The 13,786-nt window shown below is 53.5% G+C and carries 11 protein-coding genes; 3 read left to right on the forward strand and 8 right to left on the reverse strand.

Annotated features, from left to right (window positions below; genetic code table 11):
• Positions 1 to 3: 3 nt before the first annotated feature.
• Complete coding sequence (locus PY990_RS04215) at positions 4 to 1,446, forward strand: aminotransferase-like domain-containing protein (RefSeq protein WP_275270545.1); 1,443 nt, start codon at positions 4 to 6, stop codon at positions 1,444 to 1,446.
• Here the strand turns inward: PY990_RS04215 and PY990_RS04220 are convergent.
• On the reverse strand, positions 1,432 to 2,991 hold the full coding sequence (locus tag PY990_RS04220) for a carbon-nitrogen hydrolase family protein (protein ID WP_275270546.1): 1,560 nt from the start codon (positions 2,989 to 2,991) through the stop codon (positions 1,432 to 1,434). The genes PY990_RS04215 and PY990_RS04220 overlap by 15 nt on opposite strands.
• A gap of 168 nt (positions 2,992 to 3,159) precedes the next feature.
• Here PY990_RS04220 and PY990_RS04225 point away from each other — a divergent pair, with 168 nt between their 5' ends.
• Entirely contained in the window at positions 3,160 to 4,752 is a 1,593-nt protein-coding gene (locus PY990_RS04225; protein ID WP_275270547.1) for a gamma-glutamyltransferase family protein, read from the forward strand.
• Here the strand turns inward: PY990_RS04225 and PY990_RS04230 are convergent.
• The 5 genes from PY990_RS04230 to PY990_RS04250 form a co-directional block, all read right to left on the reverse strand.
• Positions 4,749 to 5,666: a hypothetical protein gene (locus PY990_RS04230; RefSeq protein ID WP_105029534.1), complete on the reverse strand. Its 918-nt coding sequence runs from the start codon at positions 5,664 to 5,666 to the stop codon at positions 4,749 to 4,751. The genes PY990_RS04225 and PY990_RS04230 overlap by 4 nt on opposite strands.
• 3 nt (positions 5,667 to 5,669) lie before the next feature.
• A complete protein-coding gene (locus tag PY990_RS04235) occupies positions 5,670 to 6,407 on the reverse strand; it encodes a phosphonate ABC transporter ATP-binding protein (RefSeq protein ID WP_275270548.1) in 738 nt (245 codons plus the stop codon).
• A complete protein-coding gene (gene phnE / locus PY990_RS04240; RefSeq protein WP_275270549.1) occupies positions 6,404 to 7,285 on the reverse strand; it encodes a phosphonate ABC transporter, permease protein PhnE in 882 nt (293 codons plus the stop codon). The genes PY990_RS04235 and phnE overlap by 4 nt, the downstream gene beginning before the upstream one ends.
• 18 nt (positions 7,286 to 7,303) lie before the next feature.
• Positions 7,304 to 8,170 carry a phosphate/phosphite/phosphonate ABC transporter substrate-binding protein gene (locus PY990_RS04245; RefSeq protein ID WP_275270550.1) on the reverse strand — a complete coding sequence of 289 codons (867 nt, stop codon included), beginning with the start codon at positions 8,168 to 8,170 and terminating at the stop codon, positions 7,304 to 7,306.
• Positions 8,171 to 8,307: 137 nt separating this feature from the next.
• Positions 8,308 to 9,210: a VTT domain-containing protein gene (locus PY990_RS04250; RefSeq protein WP_275270551.1), complete on the reverse strand. Its 903-nt coding sequence runs from the start codon at positions 9,208 to 9,210 to the stop codon at positions 8,308 to 8,310.
• 168 nt (positions 9,211 to 9,378) lie between these two features.
• Between PY990_RS04250 and PY990_RS04255 the strand changes: the two genes are divergently transcribed.
• Positions 9,379 to 9,663, forward strand: a complete 285-nt coding sequence (locus tag PY990_RS04255; protein WP_171099932.1) for a sll1863 family stress response protein — start codon at positions 9,379 to 9,381, stop codon at positions 9,661 to 9,663.
• Here the strand turns inward: PY990_RS04255 and PY990_RS04260 are convergent.
• Both PY990_RS04260 and PY990_RS04265 read right to left on the reverse strand, forming a co-directional pair.
• Complete coding sequence (locus PY990_RS04260; protein WP_105029539.1) at positions 9,660 to 11,261, reverse strand: neutral/alkaline non-lysosomal ceramidase N-terminal domain-containing protein; 1,602 nt, start codon at positions 11,259 to 11,261, stop codon at positions 9,660 to 9,662. The genes PY990_RS04255 and PY990_RS04260 overlap by 4 nt on opposite strands.
• Positions 11,262 to 11,274: 13 nt before the next feature.
• A complete protein-coding gene (locus PY990_RS04265; protein ID WP_275270552.1) occupies positions 11,275 to 13,737 on the reverse strand; it encodes a hypothetical protein in 2,463 nt (820 codons plus the stop codon).
• Positions 13,738 to 13,786 lie beyond the last annotated feature (49 nt).

A 13,786-nucleotide genomic window follows, 5' to 3' on the forward strand; every position in this document is an offset into this window, starting at 1 on the left:
ACCATGGACAACTCCTCTTGCAAATACGAAACACTGGCGTTGAACCTGCAGGCCCTGATTGAAAACAATCACTTTGCAGCGGGGTACAAACTGCCCTCGATTCGGAAATTGTCGGAGCAATGGCACTACTCCATCGACACGGTACAAAAAGCATTGAACTTGCTGGAAGACCGGGGCTATGTGCAACCTGTGGCGAAATCTGGCTATTACGTGCAAGCCCGCACCCTGCCCAGTGCTGCGGCCTGTACGCAGGCGCCTGATTCTATTGTGCTGGAGCCACCGGTGAACCTGGAGGTGGCCAATCAAATCGCCATGCTGCTCAGAAGTTCCACCCGCGAAGGTGTTGCACCACTGGGCGTTGCATTCCCAGCCCATGAATTGCTACCAATTGCCACCCTGCGTAGAAGCTACGCCACTGTGAACCGTACCCGCCCTGACCTGCTTACCCTGGGTAGCCACGTTGAACCCAATCAACCTGAACTGGTGCAACAACTGCAACAGCGCTTTGAGTTAATGGGCATGAAATTGAAACGCGATGAGTTGGTGATCACCGATGGGTGTACTGAAGCGCTTAGCCTCGCCTTGCAAAGCGTGGCCAAACACAATGACATTGTGGCAGTTGAGTCGCCCGGTTATTACTTGCTGCTGCAAATGATTGAATCACTGGGCTTGCGCGCACTGGAAATTCCGAGCAGTCCGGAAAATGGCATGTCGCTTGAAGCACTGGAAATCGCAGTGAAGCAAACCCGAATCGCGGCCTGTATTGTGTGCCCCACCGCCAGCAACCCCATGGGTTCTGTCATGCCCGATGCCAACCGAAAAAAACTGCTGGAGCTGGCCGAGAAATATGATTTTCCGATTGTGGAAGACAATGTGTATGCCGACCTGTATTTTGAACGGTTTCGACCACGGCCACTGAAGGCTGGCAAGCAAAGCGACCGGGTTCTCATGTGTGGTTCATTTTCGAAATCGCTAAGCCCATCGCTGCGAATTGGCTATGTGGCAGGCGGCAAGTACGCCGCACAGGTGTTGTCGAAAAAGCGGATTTTAAGTGGTTCCACCAACCCGATCACGCAGGTGGCTGTTGCGCATTATCTGGAGAAAGGATCGTTTGAACGGCACTTGCGTACCTTGCGCCAACAGTTTGAAACGCAGGTGCGAGCCATGGGCAGTTTGGTGCTGAAACATTTTCCGCAAGGCACCCGAATTTCTGAGCCCAAAGGTGGATTCGTGTTGTGGGTTGAACTGCCGGGAGACATCGATACCGCAGCCCTGTTCAACAAGGCGATTGCCCGAAAAGTGGCCTACATGCCGGGCAGCGTATTTTCTGCAAGCGGCCTGTACAAAAACTGCATTCGTCTGAATTGTGGCCACCCGGTGACAGACGACACCGCAGTGGCCATTGCAAAGTTGGGAGCCCTGTTTGAAGCCTCACTCGTCGCCTAGCCACACCACTTTGTACAAGTCGCGGCGGCGATCGAGGTAATTGCGAACAGAACCTTCGTTTTTCAGAATTTGAAGCTTGTCCAGGTCCACATCCACAATCAGGGTCATCTCGGTGTTGGGTGTGGTTTCCGCCATGATGGCGTCGTGTGGAAATGCGAAATCGGAGGGTGAGAACACCGCAGTTTGCCCGTACTGAATGTCGACATTGTCTACCTTGGGCAAATTACCAAAACTGCCTGAAATGGCCACATAGCACTCGTTTTCAATGGCACGGGCCTGCGCACAACGGCGCACGCGCAGGTATCCATTTTTGGTGTCGGTCCAGAAAGGCACCAACAAAATTTGCATGTCTTTGTCGGCTAGCACACGCGACAACTCGGGAAACTCGGAGTCGTAACAAATCAGGATTCCGATCTTGCCAAAGTCGGTGTCAAACACACTCAGCTTGCTACCCCCCTCCATCATCCATTCACGTTTTTCATGCGGTGTGGGGTGAATTTTGTACTGCGCCTCAACCGTGCCATCGCGGCGGCACAAATAGGCCACGTTGTACAAAGCACCATCTTCCATCACCGGCATCGAACCGGCCACCACATTGATGTTGTAGCTCACCGACATGCGACTCATCTCGTCGCGAATTTGATCGGTGTAGGTGGCGAGGTGACGAATCGCCTCCAAGGAATTGCCATTGCCCGCCAAACCCATCAGGGGTGCGTTGAAAAATTCGGGGAACAGGGCGACATCACAGCGGTAATCTGAAAGCGCATTGATGAAGTACTCGGCCTGTTTCACCACGTCTTCCACACTGTGGAATTCGCGCATTTGCCACTGCACACAACCCAGGCGCGCGGTAGTTTTAGGTGCGCCAAACAGCATGGGCTTTTCAGGTTCATAGTAGATGTTGAACCACTCCAGCAAGGTGGCATAGCCCTGCGATTCTTTGTCTTCCGGCAAGTAACCTTTTAGCACCTGCTTCACCTCAAAATCGTTGCTGAGCTGAAAAGTAAGAATATGGTCGTAAATGTCTTTGCGTTTCACTGCGGCAATGTACTGCTGCGGCGACATGTCTTTCATGTGGTCTTTGTAGCCGGGAATTCGCCCGCCCGCCATGATGGCGCGAAGGTTGAGGTTTTGGCACAATTCCTTGCGCGCTTCGTACAGGCGGCGACCCAAACGCATGTTGCGGTATTCAGGATCCGCAAACACATCAATGCCGTAAAGCACGTCACCCTTGGGGTCGTGCGTGGTGGCGTAAATGTTGCCGGTGATCTCCATGTAAGTGTGTTTGTCGCCAAACTTGTCATAGTCCACCACCACTGCAAAGGCCGCGGCAATCACCTTTCCATCGTCTTCGATGCAAATTTGACCTTCCGGAAATGTTTTTAAAATTGAACGGAATTTGGCTTCTGGTAAAGCACCGCCAGCACTGTGGTAAACCACCTCCATGATTCGCTTGATATCCGCGTAATCTGATGCCTGCAAATTGCGCAAGCTTAGCTTGTGCTCCGTATGTTCATACTCGGTATTTTCGATTTCTGTCGACATGGTCACTTCTCTATTCGTTTACTTTATGAACCTCCTTATTAGAACATATTTAGAAAATTGATGAATTTTTGATCAGTCCGGGCTCAATAAATCGGGTTTTACTGAATGGCGAGTTAAAAAATAATTCAAGACAATTAAACATCGATTTACGACGAATAATTTCTGAAGATGATTCACACCAAACGCGCACTGGGCGGCGTATTTGTGGCGCCCCATCATTTGGCTGCACAGGCTGGCCGAGATGTGCTGAAAGAAGGCGGCAACGCCGCAGAAGCCATGATCGCCGCTGCCGCTGCCATTGCAGTGGTATACCCACACATGAACTCGATTGGAGGCGACGGTTTCTGGCTGCTCAGCGAACCCGGCAAGGCACCGGTAGGGATCGATGCCTGTGGAAAAGCGGCTGCAAAAGCCACACGAGCCTTTTACACCGAGCAAGGATTCGATGCGATTCCCAACCGCGGGCCATTGGCTGCGCTCACAGCAGCCGGCACCGTGGGTGGGTGGATCAAGGCCCAGGAGGTGGCCGCACAATGGGGCGGCAAACTGCCTTTGAGCCGATTGCTGGAAGACGCCGTGGTGCATGCACGCCATGGTGTGGCTGTCAGCAGCAGTCAGGAACGTTTAACCCGTGTGAAGTTCGATGAGCTTTCAACAGCACCCGGCTTTGCGGAGCATTTGCTGATGGATGGTAAGGTGCCTATTGAGGGCAGCGTATTGAAACAAGCCGCCTTGGGCGACACCTTGGCGCGCATGGGCCAAGTGGGGCTGGATGATTTTTACCGCGGCGAACTGGCTCAGGCCATGGCTGAAGACTTGGCCCGAGTGGGCAGCCCCATAAGTCTCGCGGATTTGAACAATCACCATGCGCAGTTTGTTACGCCTTTGCAAACCGAGCTGAACAACAGCACGATTTACAACATGACACCGCCCACGCAAGGCATGGCCTCGCTGATGATTCTGGGAATGTTCGACACGCTCGGCGTGCAACAGGCCGATGGGTTTGAGTATTTGCACGGCATGGTAGAAAGCACCAAGCAAGCCTTTCTGGTGCGCGACCGCTACTGCACCGACCCTGCTTACATGACGGTGAACCCCAGTGATTTTCTGACCCGCGAATCGCTGGCTGAGCGGGCGAAGAAAATCAACATGCAGCGCGCACTGCCCTGGCCCCAAGACCCATGGCAAGGCGACACCATCTGGATGGGTTGTATTGACAGCGAAGGTCGTACCGCCAGCTTTATTCAAAGTGTGTTCTGGGAATTTGGTTCGGGTGTGGTTTGCCCTTCAACCGGTGTGATGTGGCAAAACCGGGGCATCAGTTTTTCACTGAAAGAAGATGCACTGCACAGGCTTGAGCCGGGCCGCAAACCCTTCCACACCTTGAACCCGGCCATGGCACGTTTCAAAGATGGCCGCAGCATGGTGTACGGCACCATGGGCGGCGAAGGCCAACCACAAACCCAAGCTGCTGTGTTCAGCCGATATGCCTTGTTCAATCAGCCTTTGCAAACTTCGGTAACAGCACCACGCTGGCTGTTGGGCCGCACCTGGGGCGAGCAAAGCACAACTTTGAAACTGGAAAACCGGTTTGATGAACAATTGATTGCCCAACTGCGAGACGCAGGCCATGTACTGGAGGTGTTGCCAGAGGCATTCAGTGACACCATGGGTCATGCCGGTGCGGTGGTACGCCACCCCAACGGCATGATGGAAGGGGCTGCTGACCCGCGTTCAGATGGATCAGTGGCCTGTGTTTAAACACCTTCGCTGATTCGTTTGAAATAAGAGGTATATGCAGAAGTACCTTCAGGCCACTGGCCAAGAAAGTGCTGCTGCCAGGCAGCTTGATCAAATTGAACGCGAACCTGTTCAACCCACACACCATTGAGTTGTATGGATTGAAATACCAAAGCAGTATTATTCAAGCGTGTCGCTGAAATTCGGGTGAACAATCCGTTCAGGCTTCCCGGTTCACTGGCCATTCCAGCCGCGCCGTTGTTGCTGATCAATCCTGTTTGCCCATTGGGCAGTGGCTCATGATGAAACGCGGCACTGCAAGTGTGGCTGCTGGCAAATACATTCACCTGTGCTTTTTCAAACAAAGCTGCACGCCATGGCGCTTCGTCCGTTTGCTTCAAATGAGCAGGGTCAAAACGCCAGCCTGCCAATGAATCGCCATCGCCATGCACCACAGCCACATTCAATTCACCCACGCTGTAACGTGCAAAGAAAGGTTTCTGTAACAACCTGTCCAATAATTCCGGCTGTTGTTGCGCGCACCGCTTCAGCTCGGTATGAATGAAGTTTGACCGGTCCACCACACCTTGATCCACATTCTCGGGATAGGCACAGCCACAATCAGCCACATCCAAAGGCTCGCCAAGTTCAGCTTCCACATTGCCCAAAATGCAATCGTGATTCAACACACGCTGGTTGATGTGAACAAAGTCTTCAAGCGATTTGTTGAACCAGTTAAAGTCGCCATTAAAACAAATGCGAACGTTACCCAATTCTTTCGAGGCCAGTTGTTCAACCACATTCAGTGCAAAAGGATTGCCATACAAACCACCCACCACATACAACACATCGCATTGTGTAGCGGGTACCTGTGCAATTTTGGCCGCACCGTACTGGTATCGAATCGGGCAACTGCGCCCTGCCTTCTCAGTCATGATTCACTCATACAAATGATCAAGTTGCGCTTGCGTTAATTCATGGCTAACGCAATCAAGAACTACTTCACCGGCTTTCAGGCCGATGACCCGTTGGCTAAGAAGGGGGACCAGGCTCACGTTGTGAACCACGGTAATCAGCGTGGAATTCTCTGTGGCCTTTACCAAGAGTTCACACACCTCATCTGCCGCTGTAGGGTCAAGCGCCGCTGTGGGTTCATCAGCCAACACCAGTTCGGGTTCTTGCATCAACATGCGGGCAATGGCCACCTTCTGGCGTTCACCACCAGAAAGCTTGTCTGCGCGTTTTTCTGCCAGATGGGCCATGCCCACTGCTTTCAATGCAGCTTGCGCACGCAGGGTTTCTTCATTCGTGAAAATTCGCGCCCAACTGCGCAAGCGCGGCATACGTGCCAAACCACCCACCAAAACATTTTCCATGGCGCTTAAGCGCGCAACCAAATGCAGGCCTTGCAACACTTGGCCCACCTGTGCACGCACCAAGCGCAAATCGCGCTCACGACGAAGCGGAAACACGGTGTGGCTGTTAACTACAATGTGCCCGGTCGTGGGTTTTACAAACCCGTTTAAACACCGCAAAAGAGTTGATTTGCCCGCGCCGTTGCGACCCAGAATGGCTACCTTCTCGCCACGGGAAATGTGAAGCGAGTCCACTTTCAAAATGCGTCGCCCTGCGATCACCATTTCCAGATTTTGAATGTCGATGATGTTGGTGCTCATAGGAGGGCCGTCCGAATTCTGCGACTGATGGCATCAAATGCAGTTACCATCAACACCACCACAATCAGAATACTCGACAAGCGGCCCCATTGAAACAAGGCAACCGCCTCTGAAATCAGCAGGCCCAAACCACCCGCACCAATGATGCCAAGAATGGTGGAGTCGCGGATATTGTATTCCCACAGGTACAAATGGCTGCTCACCCACTGTGGCAACACATTGGGCCACACAGACCAGAAAAAGGTTTGCGAAGGGCTTGCACCCACCCCCTTCACGGCCTCAATCGAGGCCATGTCCAGTGTTTCTATCGACTCTGCAAACAGCTTGCCGTAGGTACCCAGACTGTGAAATGCAATCGCCAGAATACCTGCTGTGGGGCCAAGGCCCACAATGCCCACCAACACCAAACCAAACACCAAGGTATGAATGGAACGCGATGTGTCCAGCACCAAACGCGAGAACGCGGTAAGCACTCGCGGGGCCTTAATGTTTTTTGCGCTGAGCACACCGAAGGGCAACGCCAGAATTGCACCCAACAACGAGCCCAGCGTGGCGATTTTAAAGGTTGTCCAGGTGGCAAAACCCAGCTGGACCAGCCACTGCTTTTCTACTTCCTGTCGGTTTTCTGTTCGCAACACAGTGCCATCGTCGCTTTTGTATTCGTAAGCCGCGTCCCCCAACCACACATCAAGAAAACTGGGCCGTGCGAATTCAGTGGCGGTTTTAATAAAGTTGGCCACAGGGTTGCGCCCCATGGACAAATCGCCAGCCGTGGCCAAGCTGAACACACAGGCGAACACAATGAGCGCATATAAAAAGACCAGCCCGAAAAACCCGAGCCGGCCTTTGAGGCGCAACTTGAACTGCATCCAATTCATGGTGGTGAAACGGCCCTCTTATTTGGGCTGCAAGCGGCCAGTGGCCAGGCCTGCATCACGAATTGGCTTGTAGTAGCTGTTGTCTTTTTTCGCAAAACCCGTGTAACGCGGTGGCAACAAGTTGGGTTGATTCTTCAGTTCAGCACCAATGCCTAGCAGGGCCTCTTGCAACTTGGCTACAAAGGCCTTGTCTTCAAACAATTTCGAGCTGACTGCAAACGCATCGTTGGGCAGGGGGTCGGAAGTCCAGATGATTTTTGAATCTTCGGCCTTGATCAATCCATCAGCAATCATTGCATCCCGGTTGCGGTTGTAATCTGCACCCGCATCGATTGCGCCTTGGGTAACCTGGGTCTGAATTGCTTGGTGGCTGGTGTTGATGACTTTCGAGAAATACGTGTCGGGGTTAATGCCCTGCTTCTGAAAATAATGGAAGGGAATAAGATAGCCAGACGTTGAACCTTTGTCACCAAACGCAAAGGTTTTGCCCTTCAAGTCGGCCATGCTCTTGATGCCGCTTTTCGGGTTGGTCACCATGATTCCGAAATATTCTGGTTTGCCTTCGTACTCAATGGTGGCAACAGCTTGCGCTTTTGCTTCGTTGTTGGCCAACACATAGCCCCATGGGCCCATCAAGGCAATGTCGGTTTCACCATTGGCCAGCGATTTCGCCAGACCTTCCCAACTGCTCACCGTGCGCAACTTCACGGGTTTACCCAGCTTTTTTTCCAGATACTGCGCCAAAGGTGTGTAAGTGGCGTCATTTTTGTCTTTGTCGGGCTGGTAAAGGCCAACGCCAAATTGAATTACTTCTTGAGCAATCACCGGTGTGGAAACAAGGGCAAAGCTGAAAGCGCCGATCAGGGCTTTGGTCAACAAACGCATGGTCAGGTTCCGTAATGAAAATTGGATTATTAAAATAAACGAAATTCTCAACGCTTATTACGCTAAACAAGCCACAAAGGTTACAGGAATTTGATTTGAATTCGAGAGCGATTGCTGCGCCAGTGGCGCACTGGCGCCTAATTCGGTTGTTTGCTGGCCAACCAGGCCTCGTAACCACCGTCCATGGCTCTGGCCTGCGCATAACCCTGTTTGCGTAAAAGGCCAGCCACATGGGCTGCGCTGACATCGTCGGGACAGGCACACATGGTGACGATTACATCGGTTTTTGGCCAGGCTCGGGCTGCGGCCAGGGCACTTTCTGCATTGGCAGGCAACCAACCAGCCAATGGCTCGGCTTCTTGAACAATCGCAGGGCGAAGGTCGACCAGGCGAAGGTTGGACTGGCCAGCTTTAACCATGCCCAAAACTTCTGCGGCAGGCACTTTGGGCAGTTTCAATCTCGCCTGGAATGCATCACGGCGAGACAGTTTCCACATGAGCCAGAAAGCGCAAATCAGCGCAGCCACCAAGCCCACAACAAACAAATTGTCTTGCAAAGCAGCAAATACGGCATTGACCTGATCTTTAAACAACCAGCCTGCAAGTAAAGCTGCCATGGCCCACAAAAACGCACCTGCTGCCGACGCAATGGTGAAGCTGATAATGGACATTTTCACCGCGCCTGCAATGGGCGGTGCCACTGTAGAAAACCCGGGAATGAACTTGGCCACCACCAACGACCATGGGCCCCACACGCGAAAGCGCGATTCTGTCTGGCTGACACACGATTCAGGATTGATTGACAGTTTGCACAACACCGACAATACCCGATAACCATAGAAGCGGCCCGCCAGATACCAGGCCCAATCCGCAATCAGCGAAGCCGAGGTGGCCACGATTGCGAGCAACAAGATACCAGACCACTGGCCTGACAAGCTGGCCGACAGGATCATGGTGGGCACCGCAGGCACAGGGGCACCGAGCTGCTGCAGCAGCACGTTGAAGAAAACCAAAACTTCTGTGGTTTCAAACAGAGACATGGTGATTACTGCCTTGAACTGCCCTGCGGACAAGATAGCGACATCATAAGCAATTTACAGAGAAGGTCGACAAGATTAGAGGAAGCACTCTCCAAATGAGGTCACTTCACGTCACAAAGTGTTGTTACCCTGACACTTCCAGTTTCAAAACATGAAGGAGTAAACACCATGGCAGACCTCGAACATTACAAGGCCAAACTGAACGCCCAACTGGACGAGTGGAAAGCAGACCTGGACAAACTGAAGGCCAAAGCCGACGGCAAGTCAGCCGACGCCAAAAAAGAGTTGAACGAATCCATCGAGGCGCTTGAAGCCAAGCTGGCGCAAGGTCGTTCGAAACTTGAAGAACTCAAGGGCGCCAGCGCTGAGGCTTTCGAGAGCTTGAAAGAAGGTGCCAACAGCGCCTGGGACAACATCAAAGAAGCCTTTGACAAGGCCAAGTCCAAGTTCTAATCAAACAGCGGGCCATAGGCCTGCATGTTTAAAGCTGGGGTTGTGAAAGGCCCCAGCGAGACGGTTTCTTCATAAAACGACTGACATTCGAACAAACCATTTCCGAATTCATCTTCCGTCAAAATATAGCCCAGAGAATTGTGCGTTAGGCCTAGCAGCATCATGGGGTTTTCGCTTCGTGCGCGAATTGAATCGGCCATGCCTTTTGACCCCTCGCCGGGAATGGTCACCAACTCCAGCACCTTTCCCTCGCCTTGTCCCAGTTGAATTCGAGTGACTGGCGTTTCCGCATACAAGGCCACCTGAGGCAAGTTTTCATAGCCTGGAATATTGGCTGCCAGCTCTTCGCCCAGCGGCGTGAAGTTGTAATAACCGTTGAAGCTGCGCAAGCCACCTGCCCCAACAAACAAAGGGTTGGTCACAGGCAAAAAAGCATTGGCATGCGCAACTTGCAAACCGCCCTCCACTTTCTTGCGCTGGCTTAAAACGTTCATGGCCGCTTGTGCAACAGCCACGCCCATGGCGTTGGCTTTTTCATAAGGGTCTTCTGCTGCGGGTGCGCGTGGCGAAGAGTCTGCAATCGCGCCATTGTAAAACAGCACGGTTGAATCGAAATTTCGCTCGAGCAATCGCAGCGCGCCGCCGACCCAGTCAGTGTGCACCAAGCGGTTGCTGGAACCCAGCACAGTGGGGTGTGCTGAGTAATTCAACACCGAACCCAACACCTCGCCTCGCGCTGTGCGGGCTTGCAACAAAGTCAGTGTGGGATCGGGCATGCGGGAATCATCAGGATCGCAGCGGCGGAAGTTGTTCAAGCGCGCCTCACCTTCCAGCACAGTTTGTGCAAAATCAACATAGGCTGGCTTAAGCCTGGCCACGGCTTCAGCAGCCGCCTCTGCAGCCAACTGGTACAAGCCGCCTTTCAATGCCGGGTCACAAGCTTGCGCGGGGTCGGCTTGTTCGCAACTCAACCAGCTGGCAGGTACGCCACCCCACAGGCCTTGCAAGTCGGCAGCAGAATGTGAATGGGTTTGTGCAAACAATACGTTGTTGGGTGGCACATTCGCAGCCTGCGCAACGGCCGCTTTCAGTTTGTTTTGAATCACATTGCCCGCACCTATCGCATCGATGGTGACAAACACCAACCGGTTCGCAGGCTCGGCCTGACCCTCCAGAACAAACACACGTACAAAAGTGCCATCGCCAATTCCATTGGCGGGTGGTCCACCGATATCGAAGTTCACAAGGTCTTGCGGACCATTGAATGCGAAGCCGCCATACCCACCCAGATTGAATTGTTGCAACTTGCCAACCAACGGCGTGCTGCTGGTGACCACACCCTGAATTTGTGCAGGCGTCGGGTCAATATTTCGCTTGGCTGAGGCTGCACGAAATTGAGAGGTATCGAGCAAATTCGGATTGCCACCACCGTTGCCACCGCCATTGCCACCACCGTTTCCAGGGGGTGGATCTACAATGACGGGTGGGTCGTTCTCATTGGTGTCGGTTCGCGATGCAGTTACTGAACCGTTGTCCGAGTTCAAACAAGCTGACAGCAACAGGCACAGAAAAACCACATTCCATTGAAGTGCTTTCATTGACGAATACTCCTTATTTCAATGCGGGGTTGAAGCCCCGTGATGTGCAAGGCAAACCATTGCACACGTCAATCAACGCACCCTGCTTTTTCAAGAACGCAGACTTCATGTCCATGTTTTTTTCTTCGTTGCGGGGGTGGCCGTGCGGATCGGCACCATAACCTGTGGTCATGGGTCGGTTGTCCAGCGGCGGCGGCGCACTGCCATTGGGGTTTGCAGAACCATCGGCATTAGTCATGGGGCCGCTGTCCCACACGGTGAGTGCATTGCCTGCATGCGGATATTTTTTGATGCACGGCAAACCGAAATACGGATGGTCATCCGGGTGCCTGCGCCCGAAAGACACACTCGGAAACTGCTCCTGTTCGGCACGCACAGCAGGGTGGGCCTGCTTGAGCACCGCCGGTCCGCGCTGAGCGGAAGGACCGCCCACCACCGCAGGGCACTGCAAGGGCGCTTCAATGGTTCGCGCCATGATTTCCGCGGTGTTCATGTACACCTGGTGATCAGCAAACGCGGGGATCAACAACACACGTTTGTTGGGTCGCGTGCCTGGTAACTCCCGCCCTGGGGCCAAACTCCAGGCGTAACCATTGTTCTCACCCCGATCCCACAACATCTGAATCAGCGAGAGAATGAATTGCTGATCCAGCGAGGCCGGGTAAGCCTCGTAAAATGCGGGGGCATACGGTGCGAAGTCAACCGAACGCTGCAACAAGGTGGAGTAGGCCATGCCCGGTACACCCAACGTTGCGGCTTGAATGTCCGGCGAAATCGCTGTGACAGGTCCACCATTGATGCCGCCTTGCGAATTGCCGTCGTAAAACAATTCGCTGCGGTCAATCAGGCATTTGCCCTCTTTCTGAAAAGCGGGGTGAGTACAAAATCCATTCTCGGAAATCATGGCCCGACCCAACATCGTGAAGTTCAAAAAGCCCTGTTGCAACCGATCGGTGAGGCGATTGAAGCCGCTGAAGTCCGTCAACATCAACACCGTACTGGCCAAATCACCGCCCGCCGCATCCCAGAAGGGATCGTATTTGCGATTGTCATCGGGATCATCAGGCTGATTGCCCGTGGCCAAGCCGGCCCAATCCACCATGCAGAACAGGAAATTGTGGCGCTCGGCCATCACGCGCACATTCAAATCATAGGTGTTGCCTTCATCGCGCGAGCCAAGCAAACCATGACCATACAAGGACGCGCGCGCAGGTTCACCCGTGTCCAGGTTTTTGCGCGCAATGGAGCAAATGAACGGCACGCTGGCATTTGGCGTCAGGGGGTTTCGCTGAGGCAGGGCTGTGGCCGGGCTGCCGGTGGGCACCAACGGGTAGTTATAGGTGCCACCCGACAAACAATTGGGGCTGGTGAGAAAACACGGCACATCAATATGCCCCCGAATTCGCCGCGCGGTGATTTCACTGGCCGATCCGTTCTCCGGATTTTCAATCACGGCATCAATCGTGAAGTTGGGCGATTGCGCAGCTGTCGCTTCGATGGACACATCGCGCGCATGAATCAGGCGTTCAGTCAGGTTTCGCCCCGATGCCACAGTGAAGTCCCATGCAAGGTAGAGGTTGTCACGTTCAACACCCGCCATGCCCAACACACTGAAAATATTTTCCATCAGCGGTTTGCGCGCATTTTGCGCAGCATTCGCCAGCGGCGTGCCATCCCGGTAGGCTTTGAATACCGCGTTGGGCTGGATAGTGTCACCGGCACTGTTTTTCAGGTTGCGCATGGCCACGATGTAACGTCGCCCAGGTTCCAGATTCTTGGCCACCCGAATGACAAGCGCGGGGCCAGGATCTACGTTTGGCAAGCCCAAGCGCCCCCGCGTAATGTTGGCATCCAGCTCAGCCCAAATCAGTTGCTTTTTCAAAGTCAGGGTGTCAATCAACACAATGGGCTGATTGCGCTGCAAACTCGCTTCGATATTGGTAATAGGCACTGCCCCGGTTTTTTGCAAATCAAGCCCGGGTACACGTGTCAGAATGGGTTGGCCGGGAGAAAACCCGTCATTGCGATTCCAGTCAGTTGGATCGATGGGCTTGCCCGCAATATTCTTGGGCATGGCCAATGCATTCAAATTCACCCGCATCTTGGTGTCGGTTTGCGTATCTGCGGTTGTGAAGTAATTGTTCGGAAACGGGAACAGACAGTAGGCCGGGTCCAGCGGATCACAGCGCTCGGCACCCGCTGGTGCAGCGCCGGTGCCGGCTGGCTCAGTTCGTACCACGGGGTCTTTGGGGAACAAGGGAGACTCAACACCGCCGCCGTCCCCGCCATCGCCATCGCCATCGCCATCACCAGGGTTGTCTGGATCTTCCGGATCCACCGGTGTGTCGGGTTCCTCCTCATTGGGATTGGTAACGGTGGGGCTGTCAGCCTGCGGCGAAGCTGAATCGCCCATGCACCCACCCAATAGCAAAGCCCAAGCCAATACAATGGCTCCACCCCAGATTGTCGTCCTCATGTCTCTCTCTTTTTTGCAAGGGGCCTTGTGTTCGACCCTTAAGTTACAT

It is taken from the genome of Limnobacter olei, from assembly GCF_029087225.1.
Lineage (GTDB): Bacteria > Pseudomonadota > Gammaproteobacteria > Burkholderiales > Burkholderiaceae_B > Limnobacter > Limnobacter olei.

Bases quoted from the DNA above. Each gene is read 5' to 3' on its own strand.
- PY990_RS04215 (WP_275270545.1), top strand. From the start codon at position 4: ATGGACAACTCCTCTTGCAAATACGAAACACTGGCGTTGAACCTGCAG.
- PY990_RS04220 (WP_275270546.1), bottom strand. From the start codon at position 2,991: ATGTCGACAGAAATCGAAAATACCGAGTATGAACATACGGAGCACAAG.
- PY990_RS04225 (WP_275270547.1), top strand. From the start codon at position 3,160: ATGATTCACACCAAACGCGCACTGGGCGGCGTATTTGTGGCGCCCCAT.
- PY990_RS04230 (WP_105029534.1), bottom strand. From the start codon at position 5,666: ATGACTGAGAAGGCAGGGCGCAGTTGCCCGATTCGATACCAGTACGGT.
- PY990_RS04235 (WP_275270548.1), bottom strand. From the start codon at position 6,407: ATGAGCACCAACATCATCGACATTCAAAATCTGGAAATGGTGATCGCA.
- phnE (WP_275270549.1), bottom strand. From the start codon at position 7,285: ATGAATTGGATGCAGTTCAAGTTGCGCCTCAAAGGCCGGCTCGGGTTT.
- PY990_RS04245 (WP_275270550.1), bottom strand. From the start codon at position 8,170: ATGCGTTTGTTGACCAAAGCCCTGATCGGCGCTTTCAGCTTTGCCCTT.
- PY990_RS04250 (WP_275270551.1), bottom strand. From the start codon at position 9,210: ATGTCTCTGTTTGAAACCACAGAAGTTTTGGTTTTCTTCAACGTGCTG.
- PY990_RS04255 (WP_171099932.1), top strand. From the start codon at position 9,379: ATGGCAGACCTCGAACATTACAAGGCCAAACTGAACGCCCAACTGGAC.
- PY990_RS04260 (WP_105029539.1), bottom strand. From the start codon at position 11,261: ATGAAAGCACTTCAATGGAATGTGGTTTTTCTGTGCCTGTTGCTGTCA.
- PY990_RS04265 (WP_275270552.1), bottom strand. From the start codon at position 13,737: ATGAGGACGACAATCTGGGGTGGAGCCATTGTATTGGCTTGGGCTTTG.